Annotated in this window: 14 protein-coding genes and 2 pseudogenes; 6 read left to right on the top strand and 10 right to left on the bottom strand. The window is 51.4% G+C overall.

Annotated elements, in window-relative coordinates:
- The first annotated feature begins 2 nt into the window (after positions 1–2).
- Positions 3–434, top strand: coding sequence for a MarR family winged helix-turn-helix transcriptional regulator (locus K3T83_RS50215; protein ID WP_220210656.1), 432 nt, complete (start codon positions 3–5; stop codon positions 432–434).
- A 659-nt stretch (positions 435–1,093) separates the two neighbouring features.
- On the opposite strand, the gene K3T83_RS50210 is transcribed toward K3T83_RS50215, so the two are convergent.
- The 5 genes from K3T83_RS50210 to K3T83_RS50190 form a co-directional block, all read right to left on the bottom strand.
- On the bottom strand, positions 1,094–1,324 hold the full coding sequence (locus K3T83_RS50210) for a hypothetical protein (RefSeq protein WP_220210655.1): 231 nt from the start codon (positions 1,322–1,324) through the stop codon (positions 1,094–1,096).
- 147 nt (positions 1,325–1,471) lie between these two features.
- Positions 1,472–2,512 carry a substrate-binding domain-containing protein gene (locus tag K3T83_RS50205; protein ID WP_220210654.1) on the bottom strand — a complete coding sequence of 347 codons (1,041 nt, stop codon included), beginning with the start codon at positions 2,510–2,512 and terminating at the stop codon, positions 1,472–1,474.
- Positions 2,513–2,710: 198 nt separating this feature from the next.
- The gene (locus tag K3T83_RS50200; RefSeq protein WP_220210653.1) at positions 2,711–3,745 is read right to left on the bottom strand and encodes an ABC transporter permease; all 1,035 of its coding nucleotides are present in this window, start codon (positions 3,743–3,745) and stop codon (positions 2,711–2,713) included.
- Positions 3,742–5,250: a sugar ABC transporter ATP-binding protein gene (locus tag K3T83_RS50195; RefSeq protein WP_220210652.1), complete on the bottom strand. Its 1,509-nt coding sequence runs from the start codon at positions 5,248–5,250 to the stop codon at positions 3,742–3,744. Before K3T83_RS50195 ends, K3T83_RS50200 begins: the two co-directional genes overlap by 4 nt.
- Before the next feature lie 431 nt (positions 5,251–5,681).
- Positions 5,682–6,824, bottom strand: a complete 1,143-nt coding sequence (locus K3T83_RS50190; protein WP_220210651.1) for a LacI family DNA-binding transcriptional regulator — start codon at positions 6,822–6,824, stop codon at positions 5,682–5,684.
- A gap of 317 nt (positions 6,825–7,141) precedes the next feature.
- Here K3T83_RS50190 and K3T83_RS50185 point away from each other — a divergent pair, with 317 nt between their 5' ends.
- On the top strand, positions 7,142–8,083 hold the full coding sequence (locus K3T83_RS50185; protein ID WP_220210650.1) for an aldo/keto reductase: 942 nt from the start codon (positions 7,142–7,144) through the stop codon (positions 8,081–8,083).
- A gap of 168 nt (positions 8,084–8,251) precedes the next feature.
- Positions 8,252–9,256, top strand: coding sequence for an aldo/keto reductase (locus tag K3T83_RS50180; RefSeq protein ID WP_236065261.1), 1,005 nt, complete (start codon positions 8,252–8,254; stop codon positions 9,254–9,256).
- A 237-nt stretch (positions 9,257–9,493) separates the two neighbouring features.
- Here K3T83_RS50180 and K3T83_RS50175 read toward each other — a convergent pair.
- The 3 genes and pseudogenes from K3T83_RS50175 to K3T83_RS50165 form a co-directional block, all read right to left on the bottom strand.
- Positions 9,494–9,898: pseudogene (locus tag K3T83_RS50175) on the bottom strand (cellulose binding domain-containing protein).
- 278 nt (positions 9,899–10,176) lie between these two features.
- A complete protein-coding gene (locus K3T83_RS50170; protein WP_220210648.1) occupies positions 10,177–10,752 on the bottom strand; it encodes a hypothetical protein in 576 nt (191 codons plus the stop codon).
- Entirely contained in the window at positions 10,746–11,966 is a 1,221-nt protein-coding gene (locus K3T83_RS50165) for a hypothetical protein (RefSeq protein WP_220210647.1), read from the bottom strand. Before K3T83_RS50165 ends, K3T83_RS50170 begins: the two co-directional genes overlap by 7 nt.
- Positions 11,967–12,216: 250 nt before the next feature.
- Here K3T83_RS50165 and K3T83_RS50160 point away from each other — a divergent pair, with 250 nt between their 5' ends.
- The 3 genes and pseudogenes from K3T83_RS50160 to K3T83_RS56825 form a co-directional block, all read left to right on the top strand.
- On the top strand, positions 12,217–12,909 hold the full coding sequence (locus tag K3T83_RS50160) for a response regulator transcription factor (protein WP_220210646.1): 693 nt from the start codon (positions 12,217–12,219) through the stop codon (positions 12,907–12,909).
- Positions 12,906–14,390, top strand: coding sequence for a sensor histidine kinase (locus K3T83_RS50155; RefSeq protein ID WP_220210645.1), 1,485 nt, complete (start codon positions 12,906–12,908; stop codon positions 14,388–14,390). Before K3T83_RS50160 ends, K3T83_RS50155 begins: the two co-directional genes overlap by 4 nt.
- Positions 14,380–14,634, top strand: a pseudogene (locus tag K3T83_RS56825) (hypothetical protein); the annotation flags it as partial. The gene K3T83_RS50155 and the pseudogene K3T83_RS56825, both read left to right, overlap by 11 nt.
- 188 nt (positions 14,635–14,822) lie before the next feature.
- Here K3T83_RS56825 and K3T83_RS50150 read toward each other — a convergent pair.
- Complete coding sequence (locus K3T83_RS50150) at positions 14,823–15,911, bottom strand: Zn-dependent alcohol dehydrogenase (protein WP_220210644.1); 1,089 nt, start codon at positions 15,909–15,911, stop codon at positions 14,823–14,825.
- Between the two features lie 173 nt (positions 15,912–16,084).
- The gene (locus tag K3T83_RS50145) at positions 16,085–16,714 is read right to left on the bottom strand and encodes a TetR/AcrR family transcriptional regulator (protein WP_220210643.1); all 630 of its coding nucleotides are present in this window, start codon (positions 16,712–16,714) and stop codon (positions 16,085–16,087) included.
- Positions 16,715–16,989 lie beyond the last annotated feature (275 nt).

Below are 16,989 nucleotides of genomic sequence, written 5' to 3'. Positions count from 1 at the left end.
TTATGGATGCAAAAGCTTACACCCATCCGCATCAGAGTCTGGGCTTCTTGCTCCATCAATCGGCGATCAACTGGCGCCGGGCACTTACTAAGGAGCTGCGAGCCATCGGATTAACACCTGTGCAGTTTTTTCTGCTTGGCTCTACATCGCGTCTCACTCGGAAAGAGAAGCGTGGCCCCACGCAACGCGATGTCGTCGAGAATACTGGTGTAGATGTAAATGTGGTGTCACAGGTAGTACGTCAACTCGAAAAACGTGAATTACTTGAACGGCTTCGCGACGAATACGATGCCCGGGCGTTTCGCTTGCGCTTGACGACGAATGGTCGAGCACAACTGGCACAAGCCATTCAAGTTGTCCACCGTGTCGACGAACAATTTTTCGCAGAAGCAGCGCATGAAGTGCTCGCAGATGAACTGAAGAAGTTTGTATAGGTTGAGCAAACAAAGCTAGAGACGTATCCCTGTCAATTCTTGAGGCGGATTCAGGATATCAACCGGCTTGAGTATACGTCATCCTTGTTCTCTGCTTCCTCAACGCTCGACAGATGAAGCGCTCTCGACGTCCAGCCAGCCTGCGATGAAGTGTGCAATTTACAAGTCTCACACGCAGTATTCCAGACGAAGAGCGCTTTTCCCTAGGGGCTTCCGTCCTAGTGCTCACGCTTCGCGTCGATTGCTCACTCTTCCCCTCAAAACCTGCTCACTTGTCGGATCTTCCTCTGGTTTGATCCTGGTGTTCATCATCTTCCAGCGCCAATCCGTGAAGGCACTCCTGCAAGGCAGTGTCAAGGGCTGACACGTCGGCTTCGGGGCATCGGACGCTGGTCGCTGCATCTATCTGAGGCCTCCAGGGTCCGACCATCGGTCCCGGATGCTGTATTTCGTAGCTCAATGAATAACAGAGGTATCAGCGCACGCGGAGGAGAAGAAGCTCCGCTTCAAAATGAAGCCATGTGAAGGGGGGCCGCTCAGCCATGACTGGCTCTCTTGTTCTTCTTTTCTCACTATTTTGACAGATCAGCTTCTTTTTACAACACAGTATTCCCAGCAGATATGCGTACCATACTCAGCGGAAAACGAGAAACATCAAGTTAGTCAGGCTGCTCAAGAACTTCCACAAGAAGCTCAATCGCTCCTTGCTCTCCTACCAGTTGTTTGAGTACTTGATGATAAGCAGACATGTTTTCCAGGCGTTTTGTAATAAAAGCATGGCGTGTCGTTCCCTGTGCGGTGCCAGTTAATCCTCGTTGTGCCGCCTCATATTCCAGAAGAATGCGTTGTCGCAGTTGAGCCACTTCGCTGCTACGTTCAAGCTCACTCACAAAATACCTCCTTCCCTTGTTTTGCTGACCCTATATGCGCGTTTTTTCCCTGTCAGAAGCAACAAGAGGGATGCTGATTGGAACTCAGTCCTCACATCCCTCATCAACGGGTGATAGATTCCTGTAACTCTTCTCAAGAAAAGTTGATTAGACAGGAGGATTTTGACAGCTCGGATTGAGCACTGCCTGCGTTTTGGGATCGTTCATATTCGACTTCTCAACAAATGTGACGCCAGTATCCTCATTGCTGACCTGAGCGCCAGTACGGATCATCTTGACGATGCTATTCAGGCTGTCATAGCCCATCTTGAAGGGATTTTGCACGACCAGAGCCGTGATTTCTCCACTCTGGACCCCCTTAATCTCGTCAGGTGCAGCATCCCAACCGATAATGACCACTTTCCCGGCGAGACCTGCTTTCTGAACTGCCTTCGCGGCTCCAATTACCCCAGGCTCATTGGCTGCAAAAATGCCTGAGATATCCGGATGTGCGCTCAAGATATCGGAAGTCACCCGAAAGGCCACGTTCGCATCACTCTGGCTGTACTGAGTTGCCACCAGTTGCAGATTGGGATATTTCGTAAGTCCTTGCAAGAAGCCTTTTGCACGCTGATCATTGGTCGATGAACCTGCCAGGAAGGGCAGGAAGGCGATCTTCCCCTTCCCATGTAAGGCCGTCGCCAGCAAATCAGCAGCTTTCACCGCAGAGGCGACATTATCTGTCGCAAAGAGTGGCACATTCCCTGGTTGCGGATCAGTTCCAGAATCGATATTGACAACCGGAATTTTGGCTGCTGTCGCCTGCGTAGAGACCTGTGCTAACACTTTGGCATCGGTGGCTGCATAATCAATGCCGTCAACACCCTGAGTGATAAAGTTCTTGAGCAGGTTGACCTGACCAGTGACATCTGTTTCTGCGGTGACTCCATCCCATTGAATGGAGACATTTTGCAGCTTCGAGGCTGCACATTCAGCTCCTTTATGCACGACTTCCCAATAATCGGACCCTACCGCTTTTGGCACAACAGCTATCTTCAGGGCTTTTGTTGCCGCATTGCCACTGCTTTTTGTGTTACCACTTGTGTTGCCGGTACTGTTTACTTGCTGGACAGCTCCACAACCGGTAATCAAGATGACAAGTAGTATCAACATAATACTCGCCAATCCCTGTGCCAATAATCGCTGCATTCCTTTCTCCTTATGCATGCAAAATAAAAAATGTTTTCCACTCGTTGAGCAAGACAGAATGCGCTGTTTCGCTCGTGTATTGAAAATCATGCTCGTCTTTTTCTCTCTGTCCACCTGGCAGAATCACAGGCGCTACTAGTTGGCGTTTTTTCCTCCTTTCCCCAAGAGTGTTCTTCCCATGCTCCCCTGGGCATCCATTTATTGGGAAAGCGTAGCAAGCTTGCGTCGTCTGAATTGGTCCCAGATGACCGCTAACCAGATCACAACGCCAATGATGACGCTTTGATAGAAAAGATTCACATTGAGGAGAACTGCTCCGTTGCGAATGAGAGCAATTAAAAAGGCACCAATCAGAGTTCCAGCAATCGTGCCCTGACCACCAAAGAGGCTCGCACCACCAATCACGGCAGCCGCGATCACATCCAGTTCTAGCCCTTGTCCAAAGTTCGGTTGCCCCGATGTCACCTGCGAAGAACCTATCATGCCTGCAAAGCCCGCTAGCAACCCTGACAGCCCATAAATGATCAACTGATACCGTTCAATGGGAATGCCAGAGAGACGCGCGGCTTCTTTATTGGAACCAATCGCATAGGTATAGCGTCCCAGCCGCGTTCTAGTCAAAATCAGGTGGGCCAGCACCGCAATCACGACCAGAATAATGAGTGGGATGGGTATACCATAAATAATGCCCTGTGCCAGCAAACCAAAATCGTTTGGTGCTCCATAAATGGCGACAGCATTGGTAGAAATATAGACCAATCCACGAGCAACACTCATCATCCCCAACGTCGCAATAAATGGACTCAATTTCGCCCCGGTAATCAATGCGCCATTGACCAGTCCCACTATACCCCCAATGAGTGCGCCGCCAATAACTGCAAGAGGCCAACTGACCCCATGCACCATCATCATGACTCCAAGCATGCCAGCCAGAGCTGCCGCTGAACCGACTGACAGATCAATGCCCGCTGTGATAATCACAAAGGTCATGCCTATGGCGACTACAGCGGTTACGGTCGTTTGTACGATCACGTTGAACAAATTGTTAAAAGTCAAAAAAACTGGTGAGGCAAATGAGAGATATACAAACACAAGAATCAGTGCACCTGCCGCTGCTAGTTGTGCAGCAAGGTCAACTAATTGCGTACGAAACCTTCCCATGAAAGCAAGACTCAAACTTCTTTTGTTTGGTGGATTATCCGTTTCTATTAGTGGTGGCACTGTTTCTTTCATAACGCTTCAGTCTCCCTGGCTCCTGTTGCCAGCGCAAGGACCCGCTCTTCCGAAAATTGCTCACGGTCGAGCGTACCAACGATCTTTCCTTCACGCATCACCAGGATACGATCACACATATTAAGCAGTTCGGGTAAATAAGAGGAAATCATCACAATGGCACGCCCTTCTTGAGCAAGATGACCAATGAGATCAAACATCTCAGCTTTGGCTCCCACATCAATACCACGCGAAGGCTCATCAAAGAAGAGAACACGAGATTTCGTCTGAAGCCAACGGGCGACCACAACTTTTTGTTGATTCCCTCCTGAGAGCATCTGAACTTGTTGCTTGATCGATGGAGTACGAATGCGTAAGTCATCGCGCGAGCGCAAGGCAATGTACCGTTCCTGCTTCAAATCAATCATTCCCGCCATCATCGGCAGATGAGCGAGAGTAATGTTCTGATCGATACCCAGATTCATAGCTAAGCCGTTGCCTTTGCGGTCTTCCGTCAGATAGCCGATCCCTGCATCAATAGCCATAGTTGGCGTCTTCACCTGGAGTTGTTTCCCGTCGAGCCAGATCGTGCCCCCACTGATGGGATCAGCCCCAAACACGGCTCGTGCCAATTCAGTGCGCCCAGCGCCTATGAGACCTGCACATCCCAGGATCTCTCCTGCCCGAACCTCGAAGGTGCAGTCATGTAAGATGCCCGGTCGTGAAAGGTGCTGGACTCGCAAAACGACCTCACCAATGGCAACCGATGGCTTGGGGTAGAGGTTGCGAAGATCGCGCCCGACCATCAGGCGAATAAGTTTCTGTTCGTCTATTTCGGATCGCGGTAAAGTTGCAACCACTTTTCCATCACGCATGACAGTAATCCGGTCCGCAATGCGGAAGATTTCGTCAAGACGATGGGAGATATAGAGGATGGCAATCCCTCTGGCGGTGAGCTGGTCAATGACAGCAAAGAGATCCTCGATCTCCTCACCGGTCAGAACCGCCGTCGGCTCATCCATGATAACAAGCCTGGCATCGATAGCAAGGGCTTTAGCAATCTCGACCAACTGTTGTTCGGCGACCGAGAGGGTCGAGACCAGTCGTTGTGGATCAATGGTCAACCCTACCCGCCGAAGCAGCTCTTGTGCTTGCTGTATCTCACTCCCACGGTTAATCAGCCCCAGTTTCCCAGGCTCTCTTCCTAGAAACATGTTCTGGGCCACTGTCAAATGGGGTGCCAGAGCAAATTCCTGATAGACCATGGCGATGCCAAGAGCCTGAGCAGAACGTGGTCCCTGATATCGCACAGGTTGACCATTGATGCTCATCGTTCCACTACTAGGTCGCTCAACCTGAGAGAGCAGTTTCATCAGGGTCGATTTCCCCGCCCCGTTCTCGCCCGCCACGACATGCACCTCGCCTGGATAGATGTCCAGATCCACCTCATCGACGGCGACAACGCCGGGAAATCGTTTGGAGATACCTTGTAAACGCACAAGAGGCGTGCGTAAGAATGACTGCACGTCAGTTTCTCCGGGAATAGATTAATTTATTAGCAACACATCGAATTGGGCAGATCCAAATTGTTCTTGTTGACACTCGCTTGAATTGAGAAGGGACGAGGAGCGAAGAGCCAGGTCCTTGATGCTACTGAGCAAACCGCATCCACAGAAAAGAGAGTACGCAGAAAGAAATGGACACATGACAACGAAAAAAGAGTTCATTTGCTTGTCCTCCACGACAGCATATACAATTTCCTTCTGGAAACAGTCCTTTGTTAAAAATCGGATCGTTGTATAGTGGCTACGATTCAGCGACACCTGCATTGGCTTCGCCTGTTCTACGAGAAACCGGTTTCACGCAATCTGGTTAAAGACTACATTGAAAGATGCAATTTGTCAAGAGGGAGTGGAGACAAGGCGTAAAAAAAAAGGGAAGGTGCCCTCTTGACCTCTCAGTCGGAGAACGTTTCTTGTGGGATCACACGCCGTGGCGCTTTCTTTTTGTTCTTCTCAACCCTTCCAGAGATGGCACGAGGAAATGTCTCTCTGGCCGCATGCGGGGTCGACGATGTACCCGCTGCTAACTGATGTTGCAAGACAATTTCCTGCCTCGGCGCATCTGGCTTTTGTAGTCGTTGGATCAGGCGATTGGCGGCTGCGCTTCCTAACTCATAAGCTGATTGGATGACCGTTGTGACCGAGACTTGTTCAGGAACAGCCCATTGGATATCATCAAAACCCACCAGAGCGATATCTTCGGGAATACGCATCTGGTGCGCATGAATAGCACGCATTGCCCCGATCGTGAGGCGGTTGTTAGCGGCAAAGATAGCCTCAACGGGCGGATCGAGATCCAGTAACCGATTGGCAAGAGCAATGCCGACATTGTCACCAATGAGCACCCCTCGCTGTTCCAGTGCTGCCTCACGTACAATACCGGCCTGCTGGAGCGCCTGACGATACCCTAAGATACGCTCATTGGCGTTCGTGACTGTTTTGGGTCCCCCAATGACACCAATCCTGCGATAGCCATTGGTAATGAGGTGAGTCACAGCTTCTCGCGCTGCCGCTATATTGTCGATAATCACACAATCAATTGAACGATCTTCCACTCTCCTATCAACTGCAACCAGGGGAATGTTGCGTTCTCTTAAGTACTCAATCCCTGCTATCTGTCCTCGTGTTGGTACGACAATCACTCCCGCAATGGGTTCGGCAGATAACACTTTCAGATAGTTCTCCTCTTTTTGTGTATTTTCCATCGTATTACAAACGATGACCAGGTAGTTATGCTGTTGCGCAACCTCTTCTACACCACGAATCAAATCCAAATAAAATGGGTTTTGCATATCTGTGACCAGCAATCCAAGCAGAGTAGAACCCCGCCCGGCCAGCATGCGTGCCACCTTGCTTGGTTGATAGTTCAATTGAGCTGCAACTGTATGGACCCGTTCAGCTATGCCTGGATCAACTTTGGGAGATCCATTTAAAACACGCGAAACGGTCGCTACCGATACACCTGCCTGTTTTGCTACATCACGAATAGTAACGGATTTTTGCCCCTGTACACCATCTGGACTACGGGATTCTGCCATACATTCCTCTCGTTTCTTTGTTCTCTAATACATAGGCGATCGCAACTGAGAGAAATGAGACCGGTTTCTTGCTCATAACAATCTTCCCCTCTACCGAAACAGAGACCTTTGTTTCATTCTTTCCTGTACAGGCATTATAAGCGGAAATCGCCCTGAAGACAAGATCTCTTCCTCAATTTTTGTGTTCCCCTTGACAAAGTATGCTCTTCTGTCTATGCTTTTGGTGTAAACGGTTTCTCGAAATCATTACAGGTACATGCTCTCATGAGATCAGCATTTCTCTCATCAAAGAGTTTTCCCGAGTAGGAGGCTACGACATGGCACAGGAGGTTTTGCTCCCTCGCCGTCCCTTGGGCCAAACAGGATTGAAGGTTACCTCCCTGTGTATTGGCTGTTCGTCTTTAGGGAATATGCCTGAAACGTTCGGCTATACAGTTGCAGAAGAACAAGCGCTCACCACCATTCACGCACTATTTGAGAGTCCTATTAACTTTCTTGATACCGCAGCATCCTACGGCGATGGCGAGAGTGAGCGTCGTCTCGGGATCGTCATCCGTGAATACGGTGGTCTTCCCGCAGGAATGGTCCTCTCCACAAAAGCAGACCGCAACCTTCAGACCGGTGAATTTAGTGGAGCGCAAATGCGGCGGAGTGTCGAGCGCAGTCTCCATTTACTGGGACTCAACCAATTCCAGCTCCTCTATTTACACGATCCAGAACACATCTCCTTTAAGGATGCTATGGCTCCTGGAGGACCAGTTGAAGTTTTACGGCAATGTCAGGAAGAAGGCTTAATTGCTCATCTGGGAGTTGCCGGTGGTCCTATCGAACTGATGACTTGCTTTGTGGAAACAGGGCTATTCGAGGTCGCCATTTCACACAATCGTTATACACTGCTCAACACAGAGGCTGATCCATTCTGGGATGTATGCATGAAACATGGGGTTGCAGCGATCAATGCAGCTCCCTACGGCAGTGGCATGCTTGCCAAAGGGCCATCTGCCTATCCTCGTTATATGTACTCAGAGGCCGATCCAATGTTGCTAGCACTGGCCCGAAAAAAGGAAGCGCTTTGTCAGCGGTACACTCTTCCTCTCGCTGCAGCAGCCTTGCAATTTTCCCTACGCGATCCCCGCATTAGTTCAACTATTGTAGGCATCAGTCATCCCCAGCGAATTGCTGAGACCATTACCCTGGCTCAGTATCCTATCCCTGAAGCATTTTGGGAGGAATTGGTCACCGTTGAAGAGAAAAAATAGACCAGGGCTATGTTTGCACCAGAGGCCGATGCAAGTGCTTATATCATCTGGCAGCTCGTAGACGAGGCTCTTTCCACAATATGATGGGTTTTGACAACCAATGGTGTGTCAATAAACAAACCGACTCACATTGTAATTGGATTCATAATGAGAAGGATCAATCAAGAGATGAGCGCATTCACACAAGCTCGTGATGGGGGCATGCGGTATCACCGCTGCGGTCAGTCAGGACTGAAACTGCCTGCCATCTCCCTGGGTGTCCGGGAAATTGTGACAAGCAACTGGAGAGAACTTGGTGCGCAAAAGTATTTCTATAGCGTGTTTGATCTGGGAATTACCTACTTTGATCTGGCATATACATATGGACAACAACTTATCGATGTCGAAATCATCCTGGGGGAAATCCTGCACACGATGCCACGTGATGAACTAATTATCGCTACCGGAGCGGGCTATCAGATGAACTCAGAACCCTATGGTGAGAGGCTCTCCAAAAAATCCCTGATGGTGTGTCTCGATCGGTCACTCAAACACCTGCGATTGGATTATGTTGACATTTTCTACATCCATCGTCCTGATCCTGAGACACCACTGGAGGAAACGATGGGCACGCTTGACCTGATCCTGCGCCAGGGTAAAGCACTCTATATCGGCCTCAGCAGCTTTGCGGGCACCTCTTTTCTCAACGCTTTCACTACTCTGGCGGAAATAGGTCAGGAGACGGTCACATTAAGCCAGACGCACTACGATCTCTTGAACCGCAGCGCTGAAACCAATTTGTTTGCTCATACCCTCCGTACCGGAACTGGCGTGCTGACTACCTGCCCACTGGCACAGTGGCTATTAGCTGAACCATGCCTCAACAGTCATCGCTCCTCAGCTTCCCTTTCCACTCTCTATCAACATGGGCAACAGCAGACCCAGAAATCCAGGATTGAGCTGTTGGACAAGCTCAAGCGGCTCGATCGGCTAGCACGAGATCGTGGGCAAACACTGGCTCAGATGGCTCTGGCATGGAATCTTCAACACGAGGCAGTGACCAGCGTGTTGATTGGGATATCCAAGGTCGAGCAGATGCTCAAGGCCGTCATATCTCTGCAAAACCTGTCCTTCAGTGAGCAGGAACTGCAAATGATTGATGAGATCACCTCACCCTCATTCTCTTTCTGTTAAACAGAACTAGTAATGTTATGCTCCCTGCTGTCAGGAAGACACTTTCAATGGGCCTGCGTGATGAACGAGACAAACGGATAAGAAAGCGTGGCCAGGAAAACAGCGAAAATCTATCAGAACTCCATTCCTCAAGCTGCGTGAAGAAAACCGCGTGCATCTCGACAAGATCCTGTCGAAATGCACCGGCAAACCAAGCTCATACCCCTTAACGCTGATCAATCAGCGAAATTGTAGCGATTAAGACACGCTACAACTGGCCCCATTCAGGGTAAATGCTGTTGGGCTAGGATTGTTACCGCTCCAACTTCCATTGAAGCCGGTATTTGCCGAACCGTTCACAGCAATTGTCCCGTTGTAACTGGCATTGCTGATCGTCACATTTGTGCCCGATTGTGAGAACACCCCATTTCATCCTTGCGTGATCTGCTGATTACCAGGGAAGGCGAATTTCAGTGTCCAGCCGTTGCTCGTTGTGGTACTGGTGTTCGTAATAGTAATATTCGCCGTGAAACCGCCAGACCACTGATTCACCATGTAGCTCACCTGACAACTCGCGCCACCCGTCACAGGAGTTTGGGTCGGTGTTATAGTTGGTTTGGGTGTAGGAGTCAATGTGGAGGTTGGTGTGCCGCCGCTGGTCATGCCCCAACCGTACTGCAACAGGTTGAGGCACGACTGGTTCGTGATACTCAGCGAGAGGTTGATGCCACTGCCGTTCAGCGACGTGATCGCGCATGATGCGTTCTCGCAGGGGCCAGGACCTTGCGTCTGATTTGCTTGCTTGACCCCGGTCCACAAGATTGAGCCTATACCGAGGTTGCACACGGTGTCGGTGATTCCGTACAGGTACGACAGGTCATTGTTGCCATCTCTGGGACCGTTGCAGAAAAACAGAGCTTCACAGTCTTTCCCCTCCCTCTTTAGAGCAAGGACCGTGACAACCGATGTTCCGGGGCGGATCGTTGCAAATTACGCTTACTCTGCACAAGCAAAAAGATCACGATCCCATAGACGGGAAGCAGGCCAATCAGCATGGCAAGCCAGGAGGGGATAGCAGGCGGAGCCACCGCGCGAAACGGGATGTTGGCCTGTCCTTCTCCGGCGGAACCTGCGACAACAATATGCAATATCCAGTTTCCACGCACAGTGATATTGACGCTCCCTGGCATCCCTTCAGTATTTGTTGTCTTTGTATTAATATCCCCATGCACAATGGAGCCGACAGTCCCTTTTGCGGGTCTCGCCGATATATCATAGGTGAGCGGTCCACGCGTTTCAGATTGAATGGCAAAGGGTAGCGCGTAACCGGCGCTGGCGGGGTCGGCGTAGAATGTTACCTTGAGTGGATACGGACCAGCATTGGTGGCAACAATTCTGGCTGGCCCCCCATGCACATATGGCGAGAGGACGACCTGGAGCAGCACAACCATTACGATGATCAATGATGCAATCGCCCCAATGAGTAAGGCAAACTGCCAGATGTTCCTGTTTACCATTGCCCTTCCCTCTGTAAAGATCTTCCCATCGTTTGACCAATCCACATCCCTATCAGCTCTCCGACTGGCATCAAGATGAGTGAGAGGAGTACTGTTGATAGACCAAGCGCGGCAAGCCCTCCCGATGTCGCGGATTGTCCCTGAAGTCCGCGTTGTTCATGAAATGTCGTGAGGCCAACCAGCGCAATCACAAGCAGTATGGGCAATGCTATCACGAAGAGGGTGCGCAACACCGAGCGCAACGTCCAGTTCTTGTGCCGTGCATACCAGATCACCCCATCAACGATAAGCGCCAATCCCAACAGGAGTACCGGTGTGATCATAGCGTGGCGAATCCCTTCTCGCGCCGTTGATTGCGCGGCCCGTGCCAGCACCGTCTCCTGCTCAAACCTGATCTGCCATGCCATTACCGGCGGAATCACTATCGCCAGCACGATGGTGATGGCACTATGGATCAGGGCAACAATTGTCGCCGTCCAGCGAGAGGCAAAAGCGGCAGCCAGCAGGCCAATCATGGCGCTAGTCGCTATCATGATCGGGTACAGATCGAAACTACCAACGGGCAATTGTACCACCCCCTGCGTTGAAAGTGCAGGCTCAACAATGTTCATCAGCTTCCCAGCAATATCGGTCAGTGTTATCACCGTCGCCACCATGCAGAGTCGCCTCACCATCTCGGCATGCTGCGAGGCCGCCAGATGCGCCGTCGAGATGAGCAGATAGCTCGCGCCAATGGATGCGAGCAGCGCCCCCATCAGGATCATCACATGGAACGGTCCCCAGAGCGAGACATCGATCCCGTAGAGCGAGTGCCAGTAGTTATCCAGGGGAAAAGCAATCGCAGACGCGACAACGCCAAAGCCCGCCAGGTATGCTCCCTGGGGGCCAGAGAAGCCACCAGCAAACGTAATCCCATAATCGCGTATGCCAGGATCGCGCCGCGCCCACCTTGTCTCAACCAACACCAGCATCATTGCCGCCAACCCCATCAGCGTCAGCGCGGTAAGCATGGTGACGTGTGCAGGCGAAAAGGTCGCATCCCGGCCAACGGTCCGATGCGAGACCACGTCCCAGGCTCCCCCAAAGGTAAAGAGCAGCCCTCCACAGCAGAGTATATACCCAATCAGCATACGCAATCGCAACAGCGAACGGAGCTTTGCGTCAGGCAGGCTTTGCATAGGAAACGTACCGGCAACGCCAGAGAAACTTGCCATAATGAATATCCCTTTCCGTTTCAAGAGTAATTGATCTCAGACACAATGCCTGTTCTTGTAAAAAAGAGTGTAAAACGAAAAGGGATGGAAGATGTGACAGAAGTATGACGCGAGCAAAAATAGAGCGAGTTCACACATCTGTCACATCTTGTCGATCCGATCGGCTATAATGGGGGCAGGAGCTTGGATTTGGACGCTCTCGCCCGTTGGGGCTATCTTTATCGCTGTGAATCGAGGCACTGGAAGATCCATGACAGAACAGGTGGTGCGCGGCAGAACTATTCTCATCATTGAAGATGACCGTGAGATGGCACGCCTCGTACGAACGTATCTGGAACATGCGGGCTACACTGTTGAGCATACAGAGACCGGTGAGGAGGGAGTCGCCTGCACGCAGCGCATCCATCCTCATCTCATTCTGCTCGACCTGATGCTCCCCCTGCGCTCCGGGTGGGAGATCTGCCGCGTCCTGCGGGCCTCTACCAGCGCCCCTATCATCATGGTGACAGGGCGGGGTACGGAAGATGACCGTTTGCGCGGTTTTGCGGAGGGAGCCGATGATTATGTCACCAAGCCATTCTCTCCACGCGAGTTAGTGGCGCGGATCGGGGCCGTCCTTCGACGCAACCATCCGGTAGTTACACATATCATCGAAACAGGTTCGCTCAAGATAGATCCCGCTCAACGCACTGTCTTTGTTGAGAACAAAAACGTTGCCTTGCGAGAACGCGAGTTTGATCTGCTGCTCTATCTGGCCCTGCATCCAAACGTCGTCTGTTCGCGTGCGGATCTGCTCGATCATGTGTGGGGCTACGATTTTGCGGGCGACGAACGCACGATTGATACCCACGTGCGCCGTGTACGCGAAGCGCTCGGCCCAGCAGGTTCTTTGCTCAAAACAGTCTGGGGCATCGGCTATAAATTGATAGGTGATGAAGTATGAAACGTCAGAACAGTAGTCCACAGAAACGGCAACCCTATCGTCTGCACACTCAAATCGCCTTTACCTTCGCCGGCATTGGCTTCATCGCCATCGTGCTCAATGCCGTGCTGGTCGGTGCTCTCCTGAAAGGGTACTTCGCCGAGCATCAGGGCAACCAGATGATGATGCAGGCTCAGGCGCTCAGTCAGTGCTGCGGAGAAGATGCTGCCTTTTTGCTCCATACTACGCCTCAAACGCGCACCAGCCTGTTAGAGGCAGCGCTGGCTGATTCTCCCCACCGTTACGCCCTGTTGCTCGATGAACACGGCAATCTCGTCTACGCCTCTCCTCAACTGGCTCAGAACCAGCTCCCAACGCTGCTAGAGCATGCCCGCTCTGATCTCGCCCATCCCGGCTCTTCCAACCAGTCGTGGACCTGGCTGAACGATCAGCTGATTACCGATACGCCTCTGACCACTGCCAGAGATGCGAACCAGCCACATACGATTGTTGGCGAACTGCTGCTCGGTGAAAATCAATCGCTCGCTACGACGAATTGGCGACGCTCGCTTGGCCTCGTCATGTTTGCCGCTGGCATCGCCGTTGTCCTGGTTTTCTTTGGGGCAGTAATCGCCGCTCAAAGGCTCGCGCATCCTCTGCACACTATGACGCTCACTGCCCAGGCAATTGCAAAAGGAGAATATCAGCGGCGCGTAACCCCCGCTGGCCCCTACGAACTGCATACATTAAGCCTCTCGTTTAATCATATGGTGGATACCGTCCTTGAGCAGCAGCGGGCCGAACGCGACCTGATTGCAAACGTCTCACACGAACTCGCTGCCCCCCTCAGCCTCATTCGAGGCTATGCCGAAGCATTACTCGATGGCGTCATCAACGATAACGCTCAGCGTCTCCGCGTCCTACGCACGATCAGCGCTGAAGCCACGCGACTGGGACGACTGAGTGGCGACCTGCTCGACCTTGCCATGCTGGAAACGGGACAAAGTACAATCTACTTGGAGTCGGTTCCCATCGCAGAGTTGCTCACAGCTCTCCACGACCGCTTCCTTCCCTATGCTCAACAGAACAATATGCAGATACATCTCGACCTTGTTCCAAACCTGCCCACCATAACAACCGATGGTTCACGGCTGGAACAAGTGCTAGTCAATCTGATTACAAATGCCCTGCGCTACACGCCTCCTGGAGGCACCGTTACCATCAAGGCGACGACTGGACACAGAGAGGTCTGCCTGATGGTCGTCGATACAGGCAAAGGGATTCCCGCTGACGCTCTTTCCCACATCTGGGAACGCTTCTACCGCGTCCGTGAGGGCAACCAGCCGCGCGAAAAAATAAAAGGGTCGGTTGGTGTCGGACTTGGCCTTGCCGTCTGCCGTAACATCGTGACGCTGCTAGATGGCCGTATCGACGTAACCAGCACTGTAGGAGAGGGAACAACCTTTATCATTCATTTGTCCACGACCACTCATGCAGGATGACTCCTTTTCCGATCTTCTGAGATCGGCATGGTTGAGATTAAAGAAAACCAAACTCGGGTATGCTACATTCTTTTGTCCTCAGTGTCGCAGTACTTTCAACGAACGAACTGGCACTCCTTTCAACTCTCTAGAATTCCCGACAGATATTGTTTTGCTCGCAGTCATTTGGCGGCTCCGTTACAAATTGAGTTTGCGTGATGTGGCTGAGATGTTTTTAGCGCGAGGCTTTCAGTTCACCCATGATGATGGGGAACCATCTTACGTGCGCGGTCGAGCCGCAGCTGTCACCTCGTCCTCACCATCATCCTGGAACCGATGGATGTATTATACGAGCTGTCACCAACCACAAAGTATCGGGCATGAAGGGTATAAGCTGACTGATTCAGAAGTTCCGCAAAGTATTCTGGAAAGGGGCTTGATCCTATCTGATCTTCAGAACGAGGTAATAACGCACCTCACAATGTCACCATTTTTCATTGCTTTATAAGCGTCGTTAATTTCAGAAATATTGATCTCCTTGGAGACCAGATCATCAAGGTTGAAGCGACCCTGCAGATAAAGATTGGCGTACATTGGAATGTCAATCTTGGCGTTGGTCGACCCCATCAAGACCCCTTTGACGACCACCTGGCGCAAGATGAGATCGACTGGATCGATTTCCATCGACAAACCGGGTGTGTGCATTCCAAGGAAATAGACGCCACCACCGGGTTTCACCATCTTGATCGCTTGCTCCGACGTAAGCTTGAGGCCAGCCGCCTCGAAAGCGTGATCAACACCGCTCCCCGTCAGATGTTTGACCGCCTCGATCGGGTCACACGCGCTGGCATTGATGAAATCAGTCGCTCCAAACTTCCGTGCCAGCACTTCCTTTTTGGGCTGCACATCTAGAGCAATGATTCGCAATGCACCAGTCAACTTGGCACCCGAGATGACGTTTAAGCCGACTCCGCCGATGCCAATGACGGCGATCGTCTCTCCGGGTCTCACGTCGGCACTATTGAGGACCGCGCCGGCACCAGTTACGCAACCGCAAGCCAAGATAGCTGCCTGTGGAAAAGGCAATTCTTTCGGCACTTTCACAAGATGGCTCTCATGCAATAAGGAGTATTCAGCGAAGGCTGATGTGCCAAAGACATCAGTCACTGGTTGCCCATTGCTGGTGACGCGTTGGCTCTGGCTGTCGTTGCGCTTTGTCTCTTCAGTATGCTCACAGAGGTACGTGCGACCCTTCAGGCAGGCATCGCAATGACCACAGAATCCAAGGGTGCTCCCAACGACATGATCGCCGACTGCGAATTCGCGAACGTCGGGTCCAATTTCTGAAACGACCCCTGCAAGCTCATGGCCTAAGAGTGCAGGTAATGGGAATCCGAAAGGATTCACGGCCATGTAATGATCGGTATGACACAGACCGGATGCCTTCACTTGGACGAGAACCTCGCGTCCCTTTGGAGCGTCGATCTGGACGTTCTCAATATCAAATGAGCCTTTCATGTCGTTGAGCACAGCAGCTTTCATGATGGTGTCCTTTCCATCTGCATCAATCGTCGAAACCAGCGGTCTTCTTCTGCTCAAGGGCGGCTATCGACTTTACTCTATTTGATGATATATTCATCTAACAGCGGTGTACGGAATACACATGCGGACATGATTTCTCTCCTTTTTTAGGATATCGGAGATTTCATCCTAGGTCATGCCAACACCTGACGGATCGAAGCCAGTGTTTGGCGCAAAATATGGGTAATGGTTTCCTGGTCCAGATGATCCATGTGAGCGAGAAGCCAGGTATCAGTTGCCCCATCAATGGCCCTGAACCAGGCAATGAGGAGCTCGTCGGGGAGATCTGTCCGGATCAACCCGAGTTCCTGCCCACGTTTCATCATGGCACCTATGTTGCCCATCATGTAGCGTTCAAGGGAGCGGATAAGCTCTGCTAGTGGTGCGCGCTGCAACGACTCCGTCGTTAAATGTTCGGCAGCACGCACTGCTCCAAAGAGCCAGGGTCGCGCCTGTGCCTGGAGCAGTGTCTGGTGGTACGTTTGAGCAATCGTGGGCCAGAAGGTCTCGACAGTGAGCGAAGAGAAGGCTTCGTTCGGAGGAGCGAATTGGAGTTGATCGAGACAATATTCGACCGCTGTCCGGAAGAGATCAGCCTTATCTTCAAAATAGTAGTATGCCGAACTCTTCCCGATATGTGCCTCTTCAAGAATCCGATTGAGTGATGCTGCCTCGAAGCCATGAGCGGCGAACTCCTGAGCGGCAACCGTTAACAAGCGTTCTCGTTTTTCGTGCGGCATTTTCGTAAAGCGCGAAAAAGGCATTCAGCCTCCCTTTATCTGCCACTCCGTACCTACTAAAAGTATGTACCATATCTATGTACCAATTGGTACAAATTGTACCATGAAAGAAGCGTGGTGTCAAGACAAGAGGTAGTGTTGCAAAAATTGCGAGGAACTGAAGAAGTGGGTGCAGAGGGTTCATCTGATTCAGTTTAAGCAACCACTCCAAACACTGTGGCAACTAAGGTCACCTGGTCTCTCACATCCCCTTTGTCCACTCCTTACAGTGGTCCTTTCCTGATTCATTACTTCAAATC

The organism is Reticulibacter mediterranei, from assembly GCF_016587455.1.
The sequence above is the reverse complement of the archived record's forward strand: the minus strand, read 5'-3'. Positions and strand labels throughout refer to the sequence as shown.

Coding starts and splice junctions, on each gene's coding strand:
- K3T83_RS50190 (WP_220210651.1), bottom strand. CDS start 6,824: ATGGCAGAATCCCGTAGTCCAGATGGTGTACAGGGGCAAAAATCCGTT.
- K3T83_RS50170 (WP_220210648.1), bottom strand. CDS start 10,752: ATGGTAAACAGGAACATCTGGCAGTTTGCCTTACTCATTGGGGCGATT.
- K3T83_RS50160 (WP_220210646.1), top strand. CDS start 12,217: ATGACAGAACAGGTGGTGCGCGGCAGAACTATTCTCATCATTGAAGAT.
- K3T83_RS50180 (WP_236065261.1), top strand. CDS start 8,252: ATGAGCGCATTCACACAAGCTCGTGATGGGGGCATGCGGTATCACCGC.
- K3T83_RS50185 (WP_220210650.1), top strand. CDS start 7,142: ATGGCACAGGAGGTTTTGCTCCCTCGCCGTCCCTTGGGCCAAACAGGA.
- K3T83_RS50215 (WP_220210656.1), top strand. CDS start 3: ATGGATGCAAAAGCTTACACCCATCCGCATCAGAGTCTGGGCTTCTTG.
- K3T83_RS50150 (WP_220210644.1), bottom strand. CDS start 15,911: ATGAAAGCTGCTGTGCTCAACGACATGAAAGGCTCATTTGATATTGAG.
- K3T83_RS50200 (WP_220210653.1), bottom strand. CDS start 3,745: ATGAAAGAAACAGTGCCACCACTAATAGAAACGGATAATCCACCAAAC.
- K3T83_RS50155 (WP_220210645.1), top strand. CDS start 12,906: ATGAAACGTCAGAACAGTAGTCCACAGAAACGGCAACCCTATCGTCTG.
- K3T83_RS50205 (WP_220210654.1), bottom strand. CDS start 2,512: ATGCAGCGATTATTGGCACAGGGATTGGCGAGTATTATGTTGATACTA.
- K3T83_RS50145 (WP_220210643.1), bottom strand. CDS start 16,714: ATGCCTTTTTCGCGCTTTACGAAAATGCCGCACGAAAAACGAGAACGC.
- K3T83_RS50165 (WP_220210647.1), bottom strand. CDS start 11,966: ATGGCAAGTTTCTCTGGCGTTGCCGGTACGTTTCCTATGCAAAGCCTG.